This window comes from Sorangium sp. So ce296 (genome assembly GCF_051529605.1).
Taxonomy (GTDB): domain Bacteria; phylum Myxococcota_A; class Polyangia; order Polyangiales; family Polyangiaceae; genus Sorangium; species Sorangium cellulosum_D.
In genome coordinates, this window is record NZ_CP150325.1 from 5605112 (window position 1) to 5622275 (window position 17164).

Below are 17164 nucleotides of genomic sequence, written 5' to 3' on the forward strand. Positions count from 1 at the left end.
CCAGCGCGAGCGCCTCGCCGCGCGCGCATCTTGATCTCCGGCGGCAGCGGGGCGATCACGGTGAACGTGATCGACGTGGCGACCCTGCAGCGCTGGACGGAGGACATCGGCTACAGCGCCGAGCTGACGAAGCCGTCGACCCTGCGCATCCGCCCCCGCGAGGAAGGCGTCGTCGAGCTCCCGCCGTTCTACGTCCAGTGCACCGAGAACTGGGTCGTGCTCTCGATGTTCGGCGTGTTCGACTCCATCGACATGCAGGGCCGCGACGAGGCCGGGGCGAGGCTGACCCCCCTGGCCGAGGACACCGGCCAGATGCTCGGCCTGCTCCGTCACCTGCTCGAGGCCAACCGCGACATGCGCACCGCCAAGTTCGCCCTCGACGATCGCAACGAGATCCTGCTGTGCGCCGAGCTGCCCACCGAGTCGCTCGACCGCTCCGAGTTCGTCGACGCGGTCGAGCGCATCATCGAGTACGCCACCGCGTACCGGCACGCGCTGCTCGGCACCGACACCTGAGCGGCCGGCGAGGGACGGGCGCCCTGCCAGCGCCCGGCGCGATCACTTCTGCGTGATCACCACGCGGTTGTCGTCCCGGTACGTGATGTTTCCCGACTCTCCGCGGCAATCCCAGCAGGTCGCCCACGTGAGCCGCCGCCGCACGTAACCGTTGAAGCCGAGCGCGATCGGGCCCGGGTCGCCCTTCAGCAGCAGCGACGACGCGATCCGGTACCGGTCCCCGGGGAGCTTCAGGAACGCGACGATGAACGAGTCCTCGTCGGACTTCCCCGTCACCACGAGCACCTCCTCGCCCGGCACCGGGTTCCAGAGCAGCGGCGAGGTGGTGAGCGTCGTGTTCGGGGGCGGGCTCGCCTCGGGCTGGACCGCCGGCGTGCCGCTCGGCGAGAGCCGCGTCCGGCCCCGGCTGAGCACGACGTTCACGTCGTCGGGCTCCTTGAAGAACTTGACCTCCCCGCCGAGATCGCGGAGCTGCGGCACCGACGCGAGCAGCTCCGCGACCTGCTGCGGCCCGATCTCCGCGCGCCGGTACGTCTGCTGCCACTGCGGCGACGGGATCGACGCCGCGTTCGGCGCGCCGTGGCAGCACCGGAAGCCGATGTCGTCGCCCGACGCGCCCGGATCGACCGCCGCGCGGCGCGCGCACCGGTGATCCACGCCGCTCGCGCTCGCGGTGGCCCCGCGCACGGCGGCGGCCTTGGGCTGGAGGTTCTCGATCGGCGCGACGTCGCTCGCGGTCCACTCGCGCACCGCGGCCCCCATGCCGAGCACGCCGAACCCGGACGCGCACGACGCCGGCGCCTTGGCGCACGCCGGGTCCCACGCGGCGCCGCCCGCGTAGGGCGTCCCCTCGGGGCCCTTGCACGCGCGCTCCCACTCGAGCTCGGTGCACAGCCGGCCGCCGGCCTGCTCGCAGAGCTCCGCGGCGCGCGCCCGCGTCACGCCCGTGAGCGGCGCCTGCGCCGGATCGTTCGGGTACAGGTAGCGATCGATGGTGAAGCCGCCCAGCTCGACGTCGAGCAACGCCGGCTCCAGCGCGGGATCGCGCCCCTTGTCCCCGGGCGTGCTGCCCGCGACGAGCTTCCCGGCGGGGATCTCGACGCGCGCGGGCCCCGCGGGCACCGCGCCGGCCTGCGGCCTCGCGCTCGCGGCGGGCGACTCGTTCTCGGCCGCCTCGAGCACCTTCCCGGACGGCGCGGGCGCAGCCGGCGCGCCGCCGTCCGCGCGCTTCTCCCCGGCCTGCTGCTGCTGCTGCTGCTCCGCGCGGTCGCAGCCCGCCCCTCCGGCGACGCCGGCGGCGACCAGCAGGATCAGGGCAGCGGCGGGCGTCCTCGTCGGCACGGTTCCTCGCAAGCGCTCCGCCTTATGTCGCAGGACCCCTCGCCCGTCAAAGTGCCCGCGCTATGCTGGCCGGATATGGGGCAGGGCGTGAGCGACGCACCGGATCCGATGGCCTCGCAGATGGCGCAGCTCCTCGCCGGCAGCGACCTCGACGAGCTGCGCGAGATCGTGAGCCGGTGGGTCGCCGAGGCGCCGACCGAGGGCGTGCGCCGCCACTACCAAGAGCTCGGCGGGCGCCTCGTCGATCTCAAGGCGGCGCTCTCCGAGAACCCCGTGCAGCCCACGGTCGCCGAGCTCGAGCAGGCGCTCACGATGATGCTCCGGCTCGCCGCCGCGAGCCCGAGGATATGAGCCGAAGGTGACGCTCGCCGACTTCCCCCCGTGGTTCCTGCGCGCCTTCGCGCTCTGCTTCGGCCTCCTCTGGGGGAGCTTCCTCAACGTCGTCATCCACCGCGTCCCGCGCGAGCTCAGCGTCGTCCGCCCCGGCTCGCGCTGCCCCGCGTGCGGCACGCCGATCCGCGCCTACGACAACATCCCCGTCCTCAGCTACCTCCTGCTGCGCGGCCGCGCCCGCTGCTGCGGCGCCCCCGTGTCGCCGCGCTACCCCCTCGTCGAGGCGGTCGGCGGCGTCCTGTCGCTCGCCATCGTCGAGCTCATCATCCTCCGGCTCCCCTGGTCGACGCCGATCCTCCACGCGCTCGCCACGTACACCGCCGATCTCGCGCTCGCGCTCGGGCTCGTCGCCGCGACGTTCATCGACCTCGAGCACATGTACATCCCCGACGGGATTACCATCGGCGGCGCGGTGCTCGGCGTCGCCACCGCGTCGCTGCGCTCGATGGGCTTCACCGACGCGCTCCTCGGCGCCGCGGTCGGCTTCGCCGTCGTCTGGCTCCCGTTCGTCGTGATCTACCCGCGGCTCCGCGGCGGCCGCGTGGGCATGGGCCTCGGCGACGCGAAGCTCCTCATGCTGGCGGGCGCCTGGTTCGGCTGGGGGGGCGCGCTGTTCGTGCTCGGCGCCGGCGCCGTCCAGGGCTCGATCGTGGCGATCGCCCTGCTGCTCCTGCGCGGGAGCATCGAGGAGCCCGAGGCGGTGCGCCTCGAGCGCGAGCAGATCCGCGCCGAGCTCGCGGGGATGTCCCCCGAGGAGCGCGCCGCCGCCGAGAAGGAGCTCGCGCAGGATCCGCTCGCGGAGGAGCCCGGCGAGGGGTTCGGCCAGGCCCGCATCGCCTTCGGCCCGTTCCTCGCGCTCGCGACGCTGGAGTGCCTGCTCGTCGGGCGCGACATCCTCGAGGCGTATTTCTCATGGATCGACGCTGGATGAAGGCCCTGCTCCGCCGCGCGCTCGCGCTCCCGCTCGCGCTGACGCTCGCCCTCGCGGGCTGCGGCAGCTCGCTCCCGCTGCCTCCGACGGGCCCTCACTTGCCGAGCGAGCCCGCCGTGGTCGTGCCCTACCCGCCGCCGCCGGCGCGGGTCGAGATCATCTCGCCGCCCGAGAAGCCGGGCCTCGTCTGGATCGACGGCGAGTGGCAGTGGCGGAGCCGCCGCTGGGCGTGGCAGCCGGGACGATGGGAGGCCGTCCCGCCGGGCGGGTATTTCGCTCCCACCGCCACCGTGCGCCGCGCCGACGGATCCCTGGTGTGGTTCGCCGGGGTATGGCACGTGCCCGGCAAGAAGTGATCGACGCCGCGCCCACGCGATGGAAAGTCACCCCGTGCCGAGCTGCCCGACGCCCGCGCTCGCCTGAACGGCGCCGGCGAGCGGGCGCGGCGCGCCGTCACCTGCACGGATCGATGAGCCCAGCCCCATGATGCTTGCCTGGTCGTTCGCAGCGCGCACACCCGACGAAATCGCCCGCCTCCTCCGTGCTCTCGGCAAGCACCGCTACGTGCGCGAGGTCGATCACCGGCTCCACTGGTCCGTCGATCACGCCCTCGCCGAGCTGCCGGAGTTCGCGCCGCACGCCGCGGCCTTCGAGGCGCGCCTCAGGAAGGAGCGGGGCCTCGAGCTCGGCTCGCGCGATCCGTCGCTGTGGCGCGAGGCGAAGACCGAAGAGGTGATCGCGGCGCTCACGGCGTTCTGGACCCCCGACGCGGCGGCGCTGCGCTACCAGGACCGCCTGCTCGAGGCGCTCGCGCGGACGGGCCTCCCCGAGGCCACGCACGCCCCCTTCGCGTCGGCCCCGGACGATCCTCCGCACCCGGAGCTCGTGCTGCTCGACTGGGAGCTGTACCCCGTGGACGAGCTCGACGCGGACCGGCACGCCGGGGCGCTGGCCGCCATGGAGGAGGCCGAGGAGGAGGTGAACGCGTCGGCGCCGATCTACAACGAAGGCCCTGTGCTCGCCGCGCCGGAGCTCTGCGAGGGGGCGCCGGACGGGGCGCTCGAGGACGACTTTCTCGTGTGGTCGGACGGCCCCTACAGCTACTCGGACTACGTGTTCCGCGGGGTGGCGAAGGCGGCCAAGCTCGTGGATCCGCCCACGGGCTACCGCGATCTGTAACCGCGTTCGGCCGCATCAGTACGGGTCGGGCTTCGGCGGCGGGACGGTCGGATCCACCTCGGCAGGGGGCGCGGCCGGCTGAGAGGTCGCGGAGGCCGCGGTCGCGGTGGTGGTCGCTGCGGCGCTCGCTCTGGCCGTGATCGCGGGAGAGGCGGCGGGCCCCTTCGGCGCCTGGTGGAGCGTCACCTCGAGCTCGATGTCCCTGTCGAACACCAGCATCCGTCGCTGCGCGACGTGGCCTGGAGCGGAGACCTCGATCCGGTGCGCCGCGCCGTCCTTGAGGAGCTTGCCGTCGAAGGGGTTCGAGGGGAGCTCCACCCCGTCGACGAGGATCTTCGCGCTGGCCGGGCTCGCCTTGAACGACGCCCGGAGGAGCGCGGCGTCGGTCCCGGGCCGCGGAGGGCTGCTCTCGGCCGCCGATGAGGAGGGCGCGGGCGGCGCTGGCGCGGGCGGCGCGCTCTCGGCCGGCGGCGCGATCGCGCGGGCGCTCGGCCGACCCGGATCGCGGACCTTCAGGTACAGCGTCGCGGCGCCGATCAACGCGATGACCGCGGCCGCCGCGACGAGCGGCAGCCGCGAGCGCCGCGGCCCCGGCTCGGGCCGCGCGGCCGGGGCAGGCTCGGTCCGCACGACGGCGTGGAGCGTCGCCTGCGGAGGGTTCGAGCGGTGGAGAGGGCGCGCGGGCGCGGAGGGCTCGGAGGCCGTGATCGCCCCCTCTTCGGCGGAAGGAGTCGAGTCGAGCGGCTCGCGCATCGGCAGCGAAGGCAGCCTCGACGCGCGGCCGCCGAGCTCCGCGCTCCCCGCGTCGGGGCCGTGCTCCTGCAGCTGCTTCAGCTGGCGATCGATGATCGCCCGGATCTCGGAGCGCTCGCTCGCGAACAGCTCGCTCACGAGCGCGCCGACCTGCTCGGCCGTCACCTGCTCTCCCAGGCGCTCCGCGCAGCGATCGAGCTCCGCGCGGAGGTCGGCGGCCGTCGAGTGGCGCCGGTCGCGTGCGTGGGCGAGCGCTCGGGCGCAGATGCGCGCGAGATCGGCGGGCACGTCGGGGCGCGCGGAGCGCACGTCCGGGATGTCCCGCATCAGGCGCGAGATGATCTGCGGATCCGTCAGCCCGCGCCAGAGGCGGCGGTTGGCGAGCATCTCCCAGAGGATGACGCCGGCCGAGAAGATGTCGGCGCGCCGATCGATCTGGGACGAGTGCGAGAACGCCTGCTCGGGCGCCATGTACGCGACCTTGCCCTTCAGCGTGCCGGCCTCCGTCTCGACCACGCGGTGCGCGGCGAGCGCGATGCCGAAGTCGACGATCTTCACCTGGCCGTCGTACGTGATGAAGATGTTGTGGGGGCTCACGTCGCGATGCACGACGTTGAGCGGCGCGCCGTCGTAGTCGACGAGCTCGTGGGCGTAGTGGAGGCCGGCCAGCACCTCGCTGAGGATCCACAGCCGCACGGTGAGCGGGATCGCGCGCGCCTGCTCGCGCGCGCGGGAGATCACCCGGCTGAGCGGCTGCCCGTCGAGGTACTCCATGGCGATGAAGTACTCGCCGTCCGCGATGCCGACCTCGTTGGTCTGCACCACGTTGCGGTGGTTCAGCCGGGCGGCGAGGCGGGCCTCGTCGAGCAGCATGTCCCGGAACTCGGGCTCGTCGGCGATGTTGGGCCGGAGGCGCTTGATGACCTGCAGCTTGCTGAAGCCTGCCGGCCCCACCGCGACCGCGAGGTGCACGTCCGCCATGCCCCCGCGCCCGAGCGTCGCGATGAACCGATACTTGCCGAGGCTGCGCGCGTGCCGGTCGGGAGGGGACGGCGGCACATCCGGCGGCGCGTCCGGGCCGACGGTGGTCGGCGCGTCGCGGTCCGGGCGCCGCATGGGGATCGTCGGCGGGGGCTCGGAGGAGGCCACGGGGGCGGGCAGCTGCCGGGAGCGCAGGGTCCTGGCGTCGATCGCGGCCTGCACGTGCTCCGGCGGGCCCGAGGCGGCGAGCTCGTTGCTGCGAGCGGAGTCCACCGCCCAGTCAGCCTCGTCGTTCGTCCCCTTGTGCTCGCTCACCGCAGAATGGTCCTGATCCAACGCCGTGCAGTCAAGCCGACGGCAGCGCGCGCAAGCGCTCGCGCAGCAGCGGGCGGACGCGGAGCGGCGCGCCCACGACGGCGCGCCGGCGTCCAGCCCGTAACCGCAGCATGGACCATCGCCCGGCGCCCCGCACCGGAGCGCGCATCCAGCCTCGAGAACCGCCGAGGCCGGCATCGGGCGCCGCTGGACACACGAGCGCGGCGGGGCGTCTCCCCCCGGCAACCCGAGGCGGCTCCTGCTATTGTGAGAAGCGTCACTTTCTGCGAGCTTTCTGTACCTCAGAGGAGAGCGTGAGAAGCTCGCCTGGACGTGCGCACCATGTTTCGTGACGAGGTGGCCGATGCCCTGTGACTCGATTCCGCGGCGCCTGCTGGGTCAGGCGAAGGTGCGGCCCGAGGCTCCAGCCCACTACGTGAAGGAGGGGGGGTTCTGGAGGATGACCAGCTTCCGGGAGTACGCGAGCGAGGTGCAGCGCGCCGGCAAGTCGCTCATCGCGCTCGGCGTCGCGCCCGGCGACGCGCTGAGCCTCCTCGGCTTCAACCGGCCGGAGTGGGTGGTGCTCCACGTGGCCGGCATGGCCGTCGGGGGCGCTCCCGCGGGCATCTATACGACGTGCTCGCCCGAGGAGGTGCGCCACGTCGTGCACCACTCGGCCTCGAAGCTGGTGCTGGTCGAGAACAGGGCCCAGCTCGAGAAGATCGTCCACCAGTGGGATCGGCTGCCGCAGCTCGCGTGGGTGGTGCTGATGCGAGGCGCCGCGCCGACGGGCGATCCGCGGGTCTTGTCGTGGGACGAGTTCCTCGCCAGGGGCAGCCGCGTCCCGGACGAGCTGTTCGAGCAGCGGCTCGACGCGCTCGAGCCGCGGGGGCTCGCGACGCTGCTCTACACCTCCGGGACGGTGGGGCCGCCGAAGGGGGTCATGCTGAGCCACGAGAACCTCACGATCTCGGCGGACGTGGCGGCGCGCATCGTCCCGTTCTCGCCCTGGGACATCGGCCTGTCCTACCTGCCGCTGTCGCACATCGCCGAGCAGATGTTCACGATCCACCTCCCGGCCTCGGTCGGCGCGGCCGTGTACTTCGCCGAGTCGCTGGAGGCGCTCGCGGACAACCTCCGGGAAGTGCGGCCGACGGCCTTCTTCGGGGTCCCGCGTGTCTGGGAGAAGATGCGGGCCGGGATCGACGCGAAGCTCTCCGGGGCGAAGGGCCTGCAGAAGCTCACGCTCCAGCAGGCGCGGCGCGTCGGCCTCCAGCACAGCGAGCTCCGCGCCCAGGGCGAGCAGCCGGGGCCGCTGCTCGCGCTGCAGCACCGCCTCTACGACAAGCTTGTCTACTCGAAGGTGAAGGCGGCCATCGGGCTCGGCCGGGCGCACGTCTGCAGCACCGGCGCGGCCCCCATCGCGAAGGAGCTCCTCGAGTTCTTCGCGTCGCTCGACATCCTGGTCACCGAGGTCTACGGCCAGTCGGAGGTGACCGGCGCGACGACCTACAACCTGCCGGGCAGGACGAAGCTCGGCTCGGTCGGCCCGGTGGTGCCGGGCATGGACGTGCGGATCGCCGACGACGGCGAGCTCCTCGTGAAGGGGCCGACCGTGTTCCTCGGCTACTACAAGGACCCGGAGGCGACGGCGCAGGCCCTGGTCGACGGCTGGCTGCACACGGGGGATCTCGGCCGGTTCGACGAGGAGGGGTTCCTCCACATCACCGGCAGGAAGAAGGAGATCCTCATCACGGCCGGCGGGAAGAACGTCTCCCCCAAGAACATCGAGGAGGCGCTGAAGCGCCACGACCTCATCGCCGAGGCGGTGGTCGTCGGCGATGGGCGCAAGTTCCTCACCGCCCTGCTCGTGCTGGCGCCCGACGCCGTGAAGCGCTTCGCGGCCGAGCGCGGGCTGAGCGGCGACCTCTCGCCCGCGTCGCCCGAGCTCCGGGAGGCCGTGCAGCGGGCCGTCGACGAGGTGAACGGTGAGCTGGCGCAGGTCGAGACGATCAAGAAGTTCTCGATCCTGCCGCGCGGCTTCACCATCGAGGACGGCGAGCTCACGCCGACGTTGAAGATCAAGCGGCGCAGCGTGAGCCAGAACTTTGCGCGCGAGATCGAGGCGATGTACGCCGAGTAATCATGCGCAACGAGCCCGCGACCGCCGTCTCCTTCGATTTTGGTCAGACCCTGGTGGAGCTCGACACCGGGATGCTCTCCGCCCGCCTCGCCGAGCGGGGCATCGCCGTGTCCCGGGAGCAGCTGGACGGCGGGGTCGACGAGGGGTGGCGCGTCTACAACGACGCGATCCGGCGCGGGCTCGGCGGGCACCCGTGGAAGATCATGATGGGCCGCCTGCTCGAGGCGGGCGGCGTTCCGGCCGGCGCGGTCGACGCGGCGGTCGACTGGCTCTGGACGGAGCAGCCCCGGAAGAACCTCTGGCGCCGGCCGATCGCCGGGATGATCGACGTCGTGGTCGAGCTCGGGCGGGCCGGCGTGCCGGTCGCGGTGCTGTCGAACTCGGAGGGCCGGCTCGCGGAGCTCGTCGAAGAGCTCGGCTGGTCAGCGCACTTCGTGGCGATCGCGGATTCGGGGCGGCTCGGGTACGAGAAGCCGGGCCGGGAGATCTTCGCGTGGACGGCCGAGCGCCTCGGCGCGCCGCTCGCCGCGGTGGTGCACGTGGGCGATTCGCTCGCTGCCGATGTCGACGGCGCGCTCGCGGCGGGGATGCGGGCCGTCTGGTTCAAGGGCGATCCGCAGGGCGCCGCAGCGCGGCCCGACGCCGATCGCGTGGCCGTGTGCGACGGCGCGGACGCGCTGCGCCGCGCGCTCCGGGCGTTCGGCGTGCGGTTCTAGGCGGCCCGCCGCCGTCGCGGTCGGCGCGGGCGCCGCGCGCGCGGCGCCCGTCGCCTGGAGGGCGGTGGCCCGCGAGGGCGCGGCCGGCGCGCGAGGCCACCGCGGGCGGCGCTCCCCTGGCGCTCTCCTTTCGGTGAGCACGAACGTCCCGGGAGGCGCCGCCGCCCCGCGCGCGTCCCGCGCGCTCCGCTCCTGGATCTGCTCGCCCTGCTGCCCCGCGCCGGCGCGGCGGTCTCCGGATCGTGCACCCGATGCACGTCTTCCGGATGGTTCGGGCATTGCTGGAGCCGGCTCACGATGGTCGTCAAGGATGCAAGCTTCGAACAAGAGCCCGGGAGCGGAGTGCGGCAAGCGGACGTTCCCGCCGTCGTCCCTCGCGTCCTCAGCGAGGTTCGCCGCGCGGACGAGCGGCTTGTCTCGCTCGTGCAAGAGCGCCCCGTGGCCACGCTGTGCGCGGTGGCTGCGGTGGGATACCTGATCGGACGGGTCGTTACACGGCTGGGTTGAGGAGGTCACCATGACGGAAGGCGAGGTCGAGGCGACACAGGAGCGCGAAGCGCGAGACAAGGCGAACGACGCGCTCGGCCGGCTCGATGCAACCGAGGTCACGCGGGCGGTCTCGGCGTTCGCGCGGGAAAACCCGCACGTCGCGCTCGCTGCGGCGGCTGGGCTCGGGTTCCTGCTCGGCGGGGGCCTGACGCCGCGCGTGCTCAGCAAGCTCGGGTCCCTCGCGACCCGGAGCTACGTCAAGAGCACCTTTGCCCAGGCGATCGGTGCCTTCGTCGACGAGCAGGCGCGGTCCCAGGGCCAGCTCGGCTCGTCGCCCTGATCCCCCGCGCCCGCGCGAGCGCGCCCTGCGCCGCCGGTGTGCGGGATGCGCGTCCGCCGCCGTGCGCGGAGCGCGCGGCCCCACCCTCCGTCCCCCCGATGCGCGCTGCCCCCCGGGAAGCGCGCTGCCCCACCTCGCGCCGTCGCGCTGCGCCGGGCGAGCCCCTTCAGGCCCTGCGGCTGTACGTCTTGCGGATGCGTCGACCGCCGCTCTCGCTCAGCACCTCTTCGACGGTGCGGGACACGTCGGGCAGACATCGGACCGAGAGCACCGCGCCGCCGCCGGCGCCGCTGGCCTCGTCGAGCCGGCGCGCCTCGTACTCGGGCAAGCGCGCGCCGAGCACGGCGCCGAGCAGGGTGCCGGCCGCGCCGGCGGCGCCCGCTCCAGCGAGGCACGCGACGATGGGCCCCGCCAGGAACGCGTCGAGCCTCGGGATGATCAGCGCGCCTCCGGCCGTCATCGCGGCGAGCGCGCCCCCGACGAGCCCTCCGATCACAGCGCCCAAGGCGGCCCCTTCGGACGCCTTGCTGTGGATCGTCAGCTCGAGCTCGTCCAGACGGGAGTGCTGCTTGGGCACCATGCTGATGTCCTCGGCCGCGACGCCCAGGGCGAGGAGGCGGCCAAGCGCGCCCGCGGCTTCCGTGCGGCCTGGGAAGAATGCAGTGAGCGTCCGGTAATACATCATTCGACGAGGACCCCTGTGACGCGCTTCGCGAGGTGTCTCGCTCAATCCATCTGCTCTCGGAAAAGCATCGCTTGTGCCGCTCCGGCTGCGCAGATGTCGCTCGGCCGCCGGAAAGCGCTCGGGAAATGATGGAAGGCGCCGCACCGCGCTGGGACGGTGCGGCGCCTTCGCGCCCTGCTCTGGGGGCTCGCTCAGCGGACGCCGAGGTCGTTGACGAACGAGCGCTCCGCGGTGGGCGCGCTGGTGCTCTCCTGGATCTCTTCCTGGGCCCGCCGCGCGGCGCCCAGGGCGCGATCCTTGACCTTCTCCGCGCGCTCGCGCAGCCGGCCGGTGCTGTCGCGCAGCCGGCGGCGCGCCTCGTCGCCCGACGTCGGCGCGACCAGGACGCCGACCCCGACGCCCACCGCGACGCCGAGGCCGAGCCCGACCGAGACGGGGACGATCCAGTCGAGTGAGCTCCTTCTCCTGTAGGGGAACATGTCGGCCATGTAACTGACGAGATCGGTTGCCTTCATTGTGGCTCCGTCGGTTCACGCAGCGTGCGGGGCGCGAACATCGCGCATCCCTCAGCGTGGATTCACGTTGGTTGGAACGGTGACCGGCGGGACGTGAGGCAGCGCGCATGCCAAGGGCATATTGCGCACGAAGGGAGCAGGGCGCGCGGGCGCCCTGCCCGAGAGGGAGGGTGACGCGGGGGAGCGCCGCGGCGTCAGCGGCAGAAGCCGTCGACGCAGATCCCGCCGTCGGCGCAGGACGTCTCGGGGTCGCACTCGCCGCCGAGGTTGTCGCTCGACCCGCACACCTGATGCACGCCGGAGAACGTCGTCACGGTCCTGCACTCGCTCAGCGAGGGCGACTGGTTGGCGCAGGCGTTCGGGTTCGACGGGCCGCACGAGATGTAGCAGCTGTGGTGCAGGCAGATCGACCCCGGCGCGCAGACGTCCTGCGCCCCATCCTCGCCGCACACGAAGTTGCTCGACTGATTCGGGATGCAGCCGTTCTCGACCCAGACGTCGCCCTCGGGGCAGTCTTCGCCGTCGCTCCTCGGAACGCAGGCGCCGTCGACGCAGACGGCAGAGGGGCCGCCGCAGTCGTCGGTGATGACGCAGGGCTGCGCAGGCTGGGAGCAGATGCCGAGCGTTGTGTCGCAGCGGTAGCTGCTGGGGCAGTCCGCGTCCTCGCTGCAGGCGGGCGTGCATTTGCCCTCGACGCACTTGTCGTTGACCGGACACTGGGTCTGGTCGAAGCACTGGTCCTGAGGCGCGGTGCAGATGCCGCTCACGCAGAGGTAGTCGGCGCCGAGGCTGGCGCAGTCGGCGTCGGCGCCGCACGCGGCCGGGGTCGCCGGGACGCAGGTCGCGTCGTCGCCGGCGCCCTCGCAGACATAGCCGTGGACGCACCCGAGGGGCTCGCCGCTCGGGAGGACCTGATCGCAGCTGCCCGGCTGGCAGGTGCCGTCCGGCGCGCAGGTCTCGCCCTCGGCGCAGTCGTCGGGGTTGCCGCAGTACACCGCGTCGCTGCCGCCGCCGCCGCCGCCGCCGCCGCCGCCCTGCCCGGTGGAGCCGGTCGCGACGCACGAGGCGGTGTGATCGTCGTCGACGACGCACTCGAAGCCGTCGCTACACCCCCAGGCGGTGCAGTCGCCGACGTGGCATTCGTTGTCCTCGCCGCAGGTCTCGTTGATCCCGCAGTCGGCCGGCTCGTCACAGCCGTCCGAGCTCGGGATGCCGGGCCCGCAGTCCTCTGCATCACAGAAGTGGCTGTCGGCGTCATCGTAGATGGGGCAACCCGCGAGGAGGGGCGCCAGCACGCTCGCGAGACCCAGCAGAGTAAGTCGCTTCATTCACCGTCTCCCGAAGGCATTCGGCCGCCCGGCGTCGAGGGGCGGCGCCCTCGCGCGTGACGGTCGCGACCGGACGAGCGTAGCAAGCGACATGCCCCGAACAAGCCCAGCGAGACGCGGCGCATTTCGGCGGCCCGCGCGCGCGCCGTGAAGCCGCGTTCACGTCGGGATGTGGCCCGAGCGCGCGACGGTTCGCGGCGGATGCGCCGCGCCCGGCGGAGGCTGGGGAGGCTGGCTCGCGGCGGGTGGACGCGGCGGGTGGACGCGGCGGGGAGCTCGCGCGGCCGGCGCTCGGCGGCCGGCTCGCGGCGGCCGGACCGGATGGCGCGGCGCGGCGCGGACCGCTTGGGGCATGCAGGGGAACCCGTGCTACCGTTCCGCCGAGTTCCGGGCGGCCACCTCCGAATGAGGGATCCCGGCAGGCTCGCGCCTGTGGGCCAGCCGTTCGCGAGGACACGGGGACCGGTCGAGCCGATGGATGTCACCTGCGAGCGTTGCAGCACCGAGTACGAGTTCGACGACGCCCTCGTGTCGGAGCGCGGTACGACGGTCAAGTGCACGAACTGCGGCTACCAGTTCAAGGTGCGCCGCACCGACGGCGCCCTCCCCGAGAAGTGGCTCGTGCGCACCCTCGGCGGCCGGGAGCTCGAGTTCAGGATGCTCCGGGAGCTCCAGGCGGCGATCTCTCAGGGCCACGTCACCCGCGACGACGTGATCTCGCGCGGGAACGCGCGGCCGCGGCGGCTCGGATCGATCGCGGAGCTGGAGCCGTTCTTCAAGGGCCCGGGGAGCATGGTCATGGCCGGGACCGCGCTGGGCATCGGCGGGCCGTCGCCGATGCCCAGCCGCTCGAGGTCGCTGACGCCTCCAGGGCTCGGCGGCCCGGCGCCTGTGCAGACCGAGGTCTCGGTCGCGATCCCGCTCCCGCGCGCAGAGCCCAGCGCGGAGGCGGGTCCCGGGTCGATCCACGACGACGAGACGGTGGTGCGCGACGTGCGGGAGGTCCAGTCCGCCAAGGAGCGCCCCTCGCCGCGCCGCGCGACGCTGCCCGCCGCCTTCGAGCCCGAGGCCAGCGCTCCGGCGCGGGCGATGCTCAAGCCGAGCGCGCTGCCCGGGGTCGTGGTGCCGCCGGAAGAGGCGCCGCCGCTGCCGGACGCGCACCCCGCGCGCCGGCAAGAGCCGCGGACGCTCCGCGGCGCCGGGGTCGCCGAGGCGCGCCCGGGCAGCGTCAAGCCGGGGGCCGAAGCCGGCGGTGAAGCGCTGGGGCGGGCCTCCGGGCTCGGCCCGCTGCGGATCCCGAACAGCGCCCCGCCGCCGCGCGCCGACCGCGCGGCCGCTCCTGCTTCGGCCGACGGCCAGGGAGACGAGGGCCCCGTGGCGAGGCGCGGGTCGCCGCGCGCGGCGGCCGAGGATCGCGCGGGGCGGAGGGCGGGGGCGATGCCGCTGGTGTCGCCCGCCGACCCGGACGGCGGCCCCTCCTACGCCGACGACGGCGACGGCGACACGCGGATCACCTCGCTGCCGATGAAGAGGACCGGGATCGCGCGGTGGATCGTCGGGCTCGTCGTCGTCGGTCTCGCGGTGGTGAGCGTCGCGACGCTCGGGCCGAGGTACTTCAAGCCGGCCGTCCAGGCCCGTCCGGCGACGAGCGACGATCGCGTCGCGACCCTGCTCGCCGACGGCGAGCGGAGCCTGACCGAGGGAGATCTCGAGACCGCGAGGGACAAGCTCGTCAAGGCGAGCGCGCTCGCCGAGGACGATCCGCGCGTCGCCGCGGCGCTGGCCCGGGTCGAGACGGTGAACGCGGACATGCGGTGGCTGCGGCTGCAGCTGCTCGCCGAGGGCGATCCGGATCTGGACACGATGCGGCACGAGCTCAAGAGCGCGATCGATCGCGCCCGCAAGGCGGTCGATCACGCGCGGCGCGTCGCGCCGGCGGATCCAGAGGTGAGCCGCGCCGCGATCGATCTGCTCCGGGTGCAGGGGGACCTCGCCGCGGCGCGGCAGCTCGTCGCCTCGATCTCGGCCGAGAGCGCGCAACCCGAGAACTCGCTCACGCTGGCCGCGCTCGATCTCGCGGAGGCTCAGCCGAGCTGGGCCACGGTCGTCAAGCGGCTCCGGGCGGCGGCGAGCGTCGAGCAGATCCCCGGGCGGGCGCGGGCGCTCCTCGTCTATGCGCTCGCGCGGTCCGGCGATCTCGCGGCCGCGCGCGTCGAGAACGACCGCCTGCTCGCCATGAGCCCGCCGCACCTGCTCGCGCGCCCGCTCCGGGCCTTCATCGACCGCGTCGAGAAGGCGCCGGACGAGCACGACAAGCCGAGCGGCGGCGCCGAGCCGGCCTCGAGCGCGCGCCCGGAGAGCTCTGCGGCGGGCGCTCCCGTCCCGAGCTCTCCGGCGGCGGGCGCTCCCGGTCCGAGCTCTCCGGCCGCGCCGGGGCGCGTTCGCCGGGAGCCGGACGACGGCCGCGTGCCGGACGACTACGTCGCCCCGGGGGGGACGATCGATACGAGCGACCTCCCCGGCGTACACCCGCCGCCGACCGCCTCGCCGAGCACGACGGCGCCTGTGATCGACACCTCCGATCTGCCCGGGATCAAGCATGAGTAAGCGCCGAGCTCGACGGATGCGGTGGCTCGGTGCGGGCGCGCTCGCGGCGGCGGCGTCGATGGCGGGGTGCACCGGCAGGGAGCGGGCGGCGCCGCTGCCGGCCCCGGCCGGCGGGCGCCTCGACGAGCCGGCGGTCATCGAGATCGATCTCTCGCGCGGGCTCCCCGAGAGCGCGTCGGCGTCGCTCTTCGGCCCGCCGAGCGGCAGGACCCATGCGCAGCTCGTGCGGTCGTTGCGGGAGCTCGCCGAGGCCGAGCGCGCGAAGGGCGTCCTCGTGCGGCTCGGGAGCGCGCGCCTCGCCTTCGCGCGCGCCCACGAGATCGGCCGGATCCTCGGCGACGTCCGCAAGGCGGGGCGACCGGTCGTGTGTCACGCGGACGAGTACAACAACGCGACGATGCTGCTGGCGGCCGCCGCCTGCAGCAAGCTGTGGCTGAGCCCGGCCGGGCAGGTCGACACGGTGGGGATCGCGGCGCAGCTCATGTTCGCGAAGGGGCTGCTCGACAGGCTCAACGTGGACGTCGACTTCCTCCAGGTGGGGAAGTTCAAGGGCGCGAGCGAGCCGTTCACGCGCGAGGGGGCGAGCCCCGAGGCGCGTCAGTCGCTCCAGTCGGCGCTGGGCGGGCTCCGCGAGGCGTGGCTCTCGGGCATCGTGGAGGGGCGCGGCAAGCAGGAGCTCCGCGAGGCCGTCGAGGACGGCCCGTTCGCCCCGGAGGAGGCGAAGGCGCGGGGGCTCGTGGACGAGCTCGGCGACGTCGAGGCCGCGCTCGAGGACGCGAAGAAGCTCGCCGGCACCGAGCTCTCGGTGCCGCGGTTCGGCGGCGCCCCGCGCGACCCGAGCCTCTCGCGGAGCCTCGTGGACGTGTTCCGCTCGATCTCGGGGGCGAGCACGCTGGGCGCGCCGCACGTGGCGGTCGTGCCGGCGATCGGCGGCATCACCATGACCGCCAGCGGGATGCCGCTCGGCTCGTCGGACGGGATCGGCGAGCGCGAGCTCGGGCGGATCATCACGCGCCTGACGAAGGACACGAGCGCGAAGGCGGTCGTGCTCCGGATCGATTCGCCCGGCGGGTCCGCGCTGGCGTCGGATCTGCTCTGGCAGAAGCTGATGCGGCTGCGGGAGGAGAAGCCGCTGGTCGTCTCGATCGGCGGCATGGCGGCGAGCGGCGGCTATTACCTGGCCTGCGCCGGCACCAAGATCCTCGCCGAGCCGACGAGCATCATCGGCTCGATCGGCGTCGTGGGCGGCAAGTTCGCCGTGGGGAAGGCGCTCGCGGACATCGGGATCAACGCGGAGACCGTCGCGGCCAACCCGGATCCGACGCGGGCGGCGCGCGCCGCGTACATGTCGGCGCTCACGCCCTGGGACGAGCCCACCCGCGCCCGCGTGCTCGCCAGCATGGAGGCGGTCTACGATCTGTTCCTGAAGCGCATCACGGCGGGGCGGAACCTCCCGCTGGAGACGATCGCGCCGTCGGCGGAGGGGCGGATCTTCGGCGGGGTCGAGGCCCAGGAGCGCTCGCTCGTCGATGAGCTCGGCGGGCTGGAGCGGGCGATCGCGCTCGCGCGCGAGCTGGCGGAGCTGCCCGAGGACGCGCCGGTCGAGATCGAGCAGGACGATGGAGGCCTGCTCGAGCTCCTGGCCGCCGGAGACGAGACCGGCGAGGACGCCGCGCGGGCCCCGGACCGCGCCGCGCTGAAGGAGCGCGCGCGGGAGGCGATGGCGGGCGCCCTGCTGCCCGAGTGGCTCGGCGTCGCGCCGGAGATCGGGACCTTCGCGGCCTCCATGGCGCCGCTCCTGGCCGGAGAGAGGGCGCTCACGGTGCTACCGTTCGCGGTGACGCTCAGGTAAGGCGCGAGATCGCACCGGAAGACTGGCCTTGTACCACGGTCGTTCTGTTAGGCTGTTCGGGTTCAGCATACCCGAAGCGG

At 73.7% G+C, this 17164-nt stretch carries 15 protein-coding genes; 10 read left to right on the forward strand and 5 right to left on the reverse strand.

Annotated features, from left to right (window positions below):
• Positions 1–30 precede the first annotated feature (30 nt).
• The gene (locus tag WME98_RS20810; protein WP_437952856.1) at positions 31–516 is read left to right on the forward strand and encodes a YbjN domain-containing protein; all 486 of its coding nucleotides are present in this window, start codon (positions 31–33) and stop codon (positions 514–516) included.
• A gap of 42 nt (positions 517–558) precedes the next feature.
• Here the strand turns inward: WME98_RS20810 and WME98_RS20815 are convergent, their stop codons facing one another.
• Positions 559–1857: a formylglycine-generating enzyme family protein gene (locus WME98_RS20815; RefSeq protein ID WP_437952857.1), complete on the reverse strand. Its 1299-nt coding sequence runs from the start codon at positions 1855–1857 to the stop codon at positions 559–561.
• An 87-nt stretch (positions 1858–1944) separates the two neighbouring features.
• On the opposite strand from WME98_RS20815, the gene WME98_RS20820 reads away from it, so the two are divergent.
• From WME98_RS20820 to WME98_RS20835, 4 genes are all read left to right on the forward strand, one after another.
• The gene (locus WME98_RS20820; RefSeq protein WP_437952858.1) at positions 1945–2208 is read left to right on the forward strand and encodes a hypothetical protein; all 264 of its coding nucleotides are present in this window, start codon (positions 1945–1947) and stop codon (positions 2206–2208) included.
• 7 nt (positions 2209–2215) lie between these two features.
• Positions 2216–3181, forward strand: coding sequence for a prepilin peptidase (locus WME98_RS20825; protein WP_061621969.1), 966 nt, complete (start codon positions 2216–2218; stop codon positions 3179–3181).
• A complete protein-coding gene (locus WME98_RS20830; protein ID WP_437952859.1) occupies positions 3178–3537 on the forward strand; it encodes a YXWGXW repeat-containing protein in 360 nt (119 codons plus the stop codon). The genes WME98_RS20825 and WME98_RS20830 overlap by 4 nt, the downstream gene beginning before the upstream one ends.
• 127 nt (positions 3538–3664) lie before the next feature.
• Positions 3665–4360, forward strand: coding sequence for a hypothetical protein (locus tag WME98_RS20835; protein ID WP_061621967.1), 696 nt, complete (start codon positions 3665–3667; stop codon positions 4358–4360).
• 15 nt (positions 4361–4375) lie between these two features.
• Here WME98_RS20835 and WME98_RS20840 read toward each other — a convergent pair whose 3' ends face one another.
• Positions 4376–6409 carry a serine/threonine protein kinase gene (locus tag WME98_RS20840; protein ID WP_437952860.1) on the reverse strand — a complete coding sequence of 678 codons (2034 nt, stop codon included), beginning with the start codon at positions 6407–6409 and terminating at the stop codon, positions 4376–4378.
• A 364-nt stretch (positions 6410–6773) separates the two neighbouring features.
• Here WME98_RS20840 and WME98_RS20845 point away from each other — a divergent pair, with 364 nt between their 5' ends.
• The 3 genes from WME98_RS20845 to WME98_RS20855 all read left to right on the forward strand — a co-directional run bounded on the left by WME98_RS20845 (position 6774) and on the right by WME98_RS20855 (position 10097).
• A complete protein-coding gene (locus WME98_RS20845; protein ID WP_437952861.1) occupies positions 6774–8552 on the forward strand; it encodes an AMP-dependent synthetase/ligase in 1779 nt (592 codons plus the stop codon).
• Positions 8553–8554: 2 nt separating this feature from the next.
• Positions 8555–9268 (forward strand): HAD family hydrolase, encoded by a 714-nt coding sequence (locus WME98_RS20850; protein WP_437952862.1) that lies wholly within the window; start codon positions 8555–8557, stop codon positions 9266–9268.
• Positions 9269–9785: 517 nt separating this feature from the next.
• Positions 9786–10097: a hypothetical protein gene (locus WME98_RS20855; RefSeq protein ID WP_061626827.1), complete on the forward strand. Its 312-nt coding sequence runs from the start codon at positions 9786–9788 to the stop codon at positions 10095–10097.
• A 166-nt stretch (positions 10098–10263) separates the two neighbouring features.
• Here WME98_RS20855 and WME98_RS20860 read toward each other — a convergent pair whose 3' ends face one another.
• From WME98_RS20860 to WME98_RS20870, 3 genes are all read right to left on the reverse strand, one after another.
• On the reverse strand, positions 10264–10782 hold the full coding sequence (locus tag WME98_RS20860; protein WP_437316682.1) for a hypothetical protein: 519 nt from the start codon (positions 10780–10782) through the stop codon (positions 10264–10266).
• A gap of 191 nt (positions 10783–10973) precedes the next feature.
• Positions 10974–11297, reverse strand: a complete 324-nt coding sequence (locus WME98_RS20865; protein WP_437316683.1) for a YtxH domain-containing protein — start codon at positions 11295–11297, stop codon at positions 10974–10976.
• Between the two features lie 194 nt (positions 11298–11491).
• Entirely contained in the window at positions 11492–12625 is a 1134-nt protein-coding gene (locus WME98_RS20870; RefSeq protein WP_437952863.1) for a hypothetical protein, read from the reverse strand.
• A 474-nt stretch (positions 12626–13099) separates the two neighbouring features.
• On the opposite strand from WME98_RS20870, the gene WME98_RS20875 reads away from it, so the two are divergent.
• Together WME98_RS20875 and WME98_RS20880 are read left to right on the forward strand one after the other, a co-directional pair.
• On the forward strand, positions 13100–15232 hold the full coding sequence (locus tag WME98_RS20875; protein ID WP_437952864.1) for a zinc-ribbon domain-containing protein: 2133 nt from the start codon (positions 13100–13102) through the stop codon (positions 15230–15232).
• Positions 15233–15248: 16 nt separating this feature from the next.
• Entirely contained in the window at positions 15249–17084 is a 1836-nt protein-coding gene (locus tag WME98_RS20880) for a S49 family peptidase (protein ID WP_437952866.1), read from the forward strand.
• Positions 17085–17164 lie beyond the last annotated feature (80 nt).

Excerpts from the sequence above, each read along its gene's own strand:
- WME98_RS20850 (WP_437952862.1), top strand. The coding sequence starts at position 8,555 with ATGCGCAACGAGCCCGCGACCGCCGTCTCCTTCGATTTTGGTCAGACC.
- WME98_RS20830 (WP_437952859.1), top strand. The coding sequence starts at position 3,178 with ATGAAGGCCCTGCTCCGCCGCGCGCTCGCGCTCCCGCTCGCGCTGACG.
- WME98_RS20860 (WP_437316682.1), bottom strand. The coding sequence starts at position 10,782 with ATGATGTATTACCGGACGCTCACTGCATTCTTCCCAGGCCGCACGGAA.
- WME98_RS20855 (WP_061626827.1), top strand. The coding sequence starts at position 9,786 with ATGACGGAAGGCGAGGTCGAGGCGACACAGGAGCGCGAAGCGCGAGAC.
- WME98_RS20870 (WP_437952863.1), bottom strand. The coding sequence starts at position 12,625 with ATGAAGCGACTTACTCTGCTGGGTCTCGCGAGCGTGCTGGCGCCCCTC.
- WME98_RS20835 (WP_061621967.1), top strand. The coding sequence starts at position 3,665 with ATGATGCTTGCCTGGTCGTTCGCAGCGCGCACACCCGACGAAATCGCC.
- WME98_RS20865 (WP_437316683.1), bottom strand. The coding sequence starts at position 11,297 with ATGAAGGCAACCGATCTCGTCAGTTACATGGCCGACATGTTCCCCTAC.
- WME98_RS20845 (WP_437952861.1), top strand. The coding sequence starts at position 6,774 with ATGCCCTGTGACTCGATTCCGCGGCGCCTGCTGGGTCAGGCGAAGGTG.
- WME98_RS20880 (WP_437952866.1), top strand. The coding sequence starts at position 15,249 with ATGCGGTGGCTCGGTGCGGGCGCGCTCGCGGCGGCGGCGTCGATGGCG.
- WME98_RS20875 (WP_437952864.1), top strand. The coding sequence starts at position 13,100 with ATGGATGTCACCTGCGAGCGTTGCAGCACCGAGTACGAGTTCGACGAC.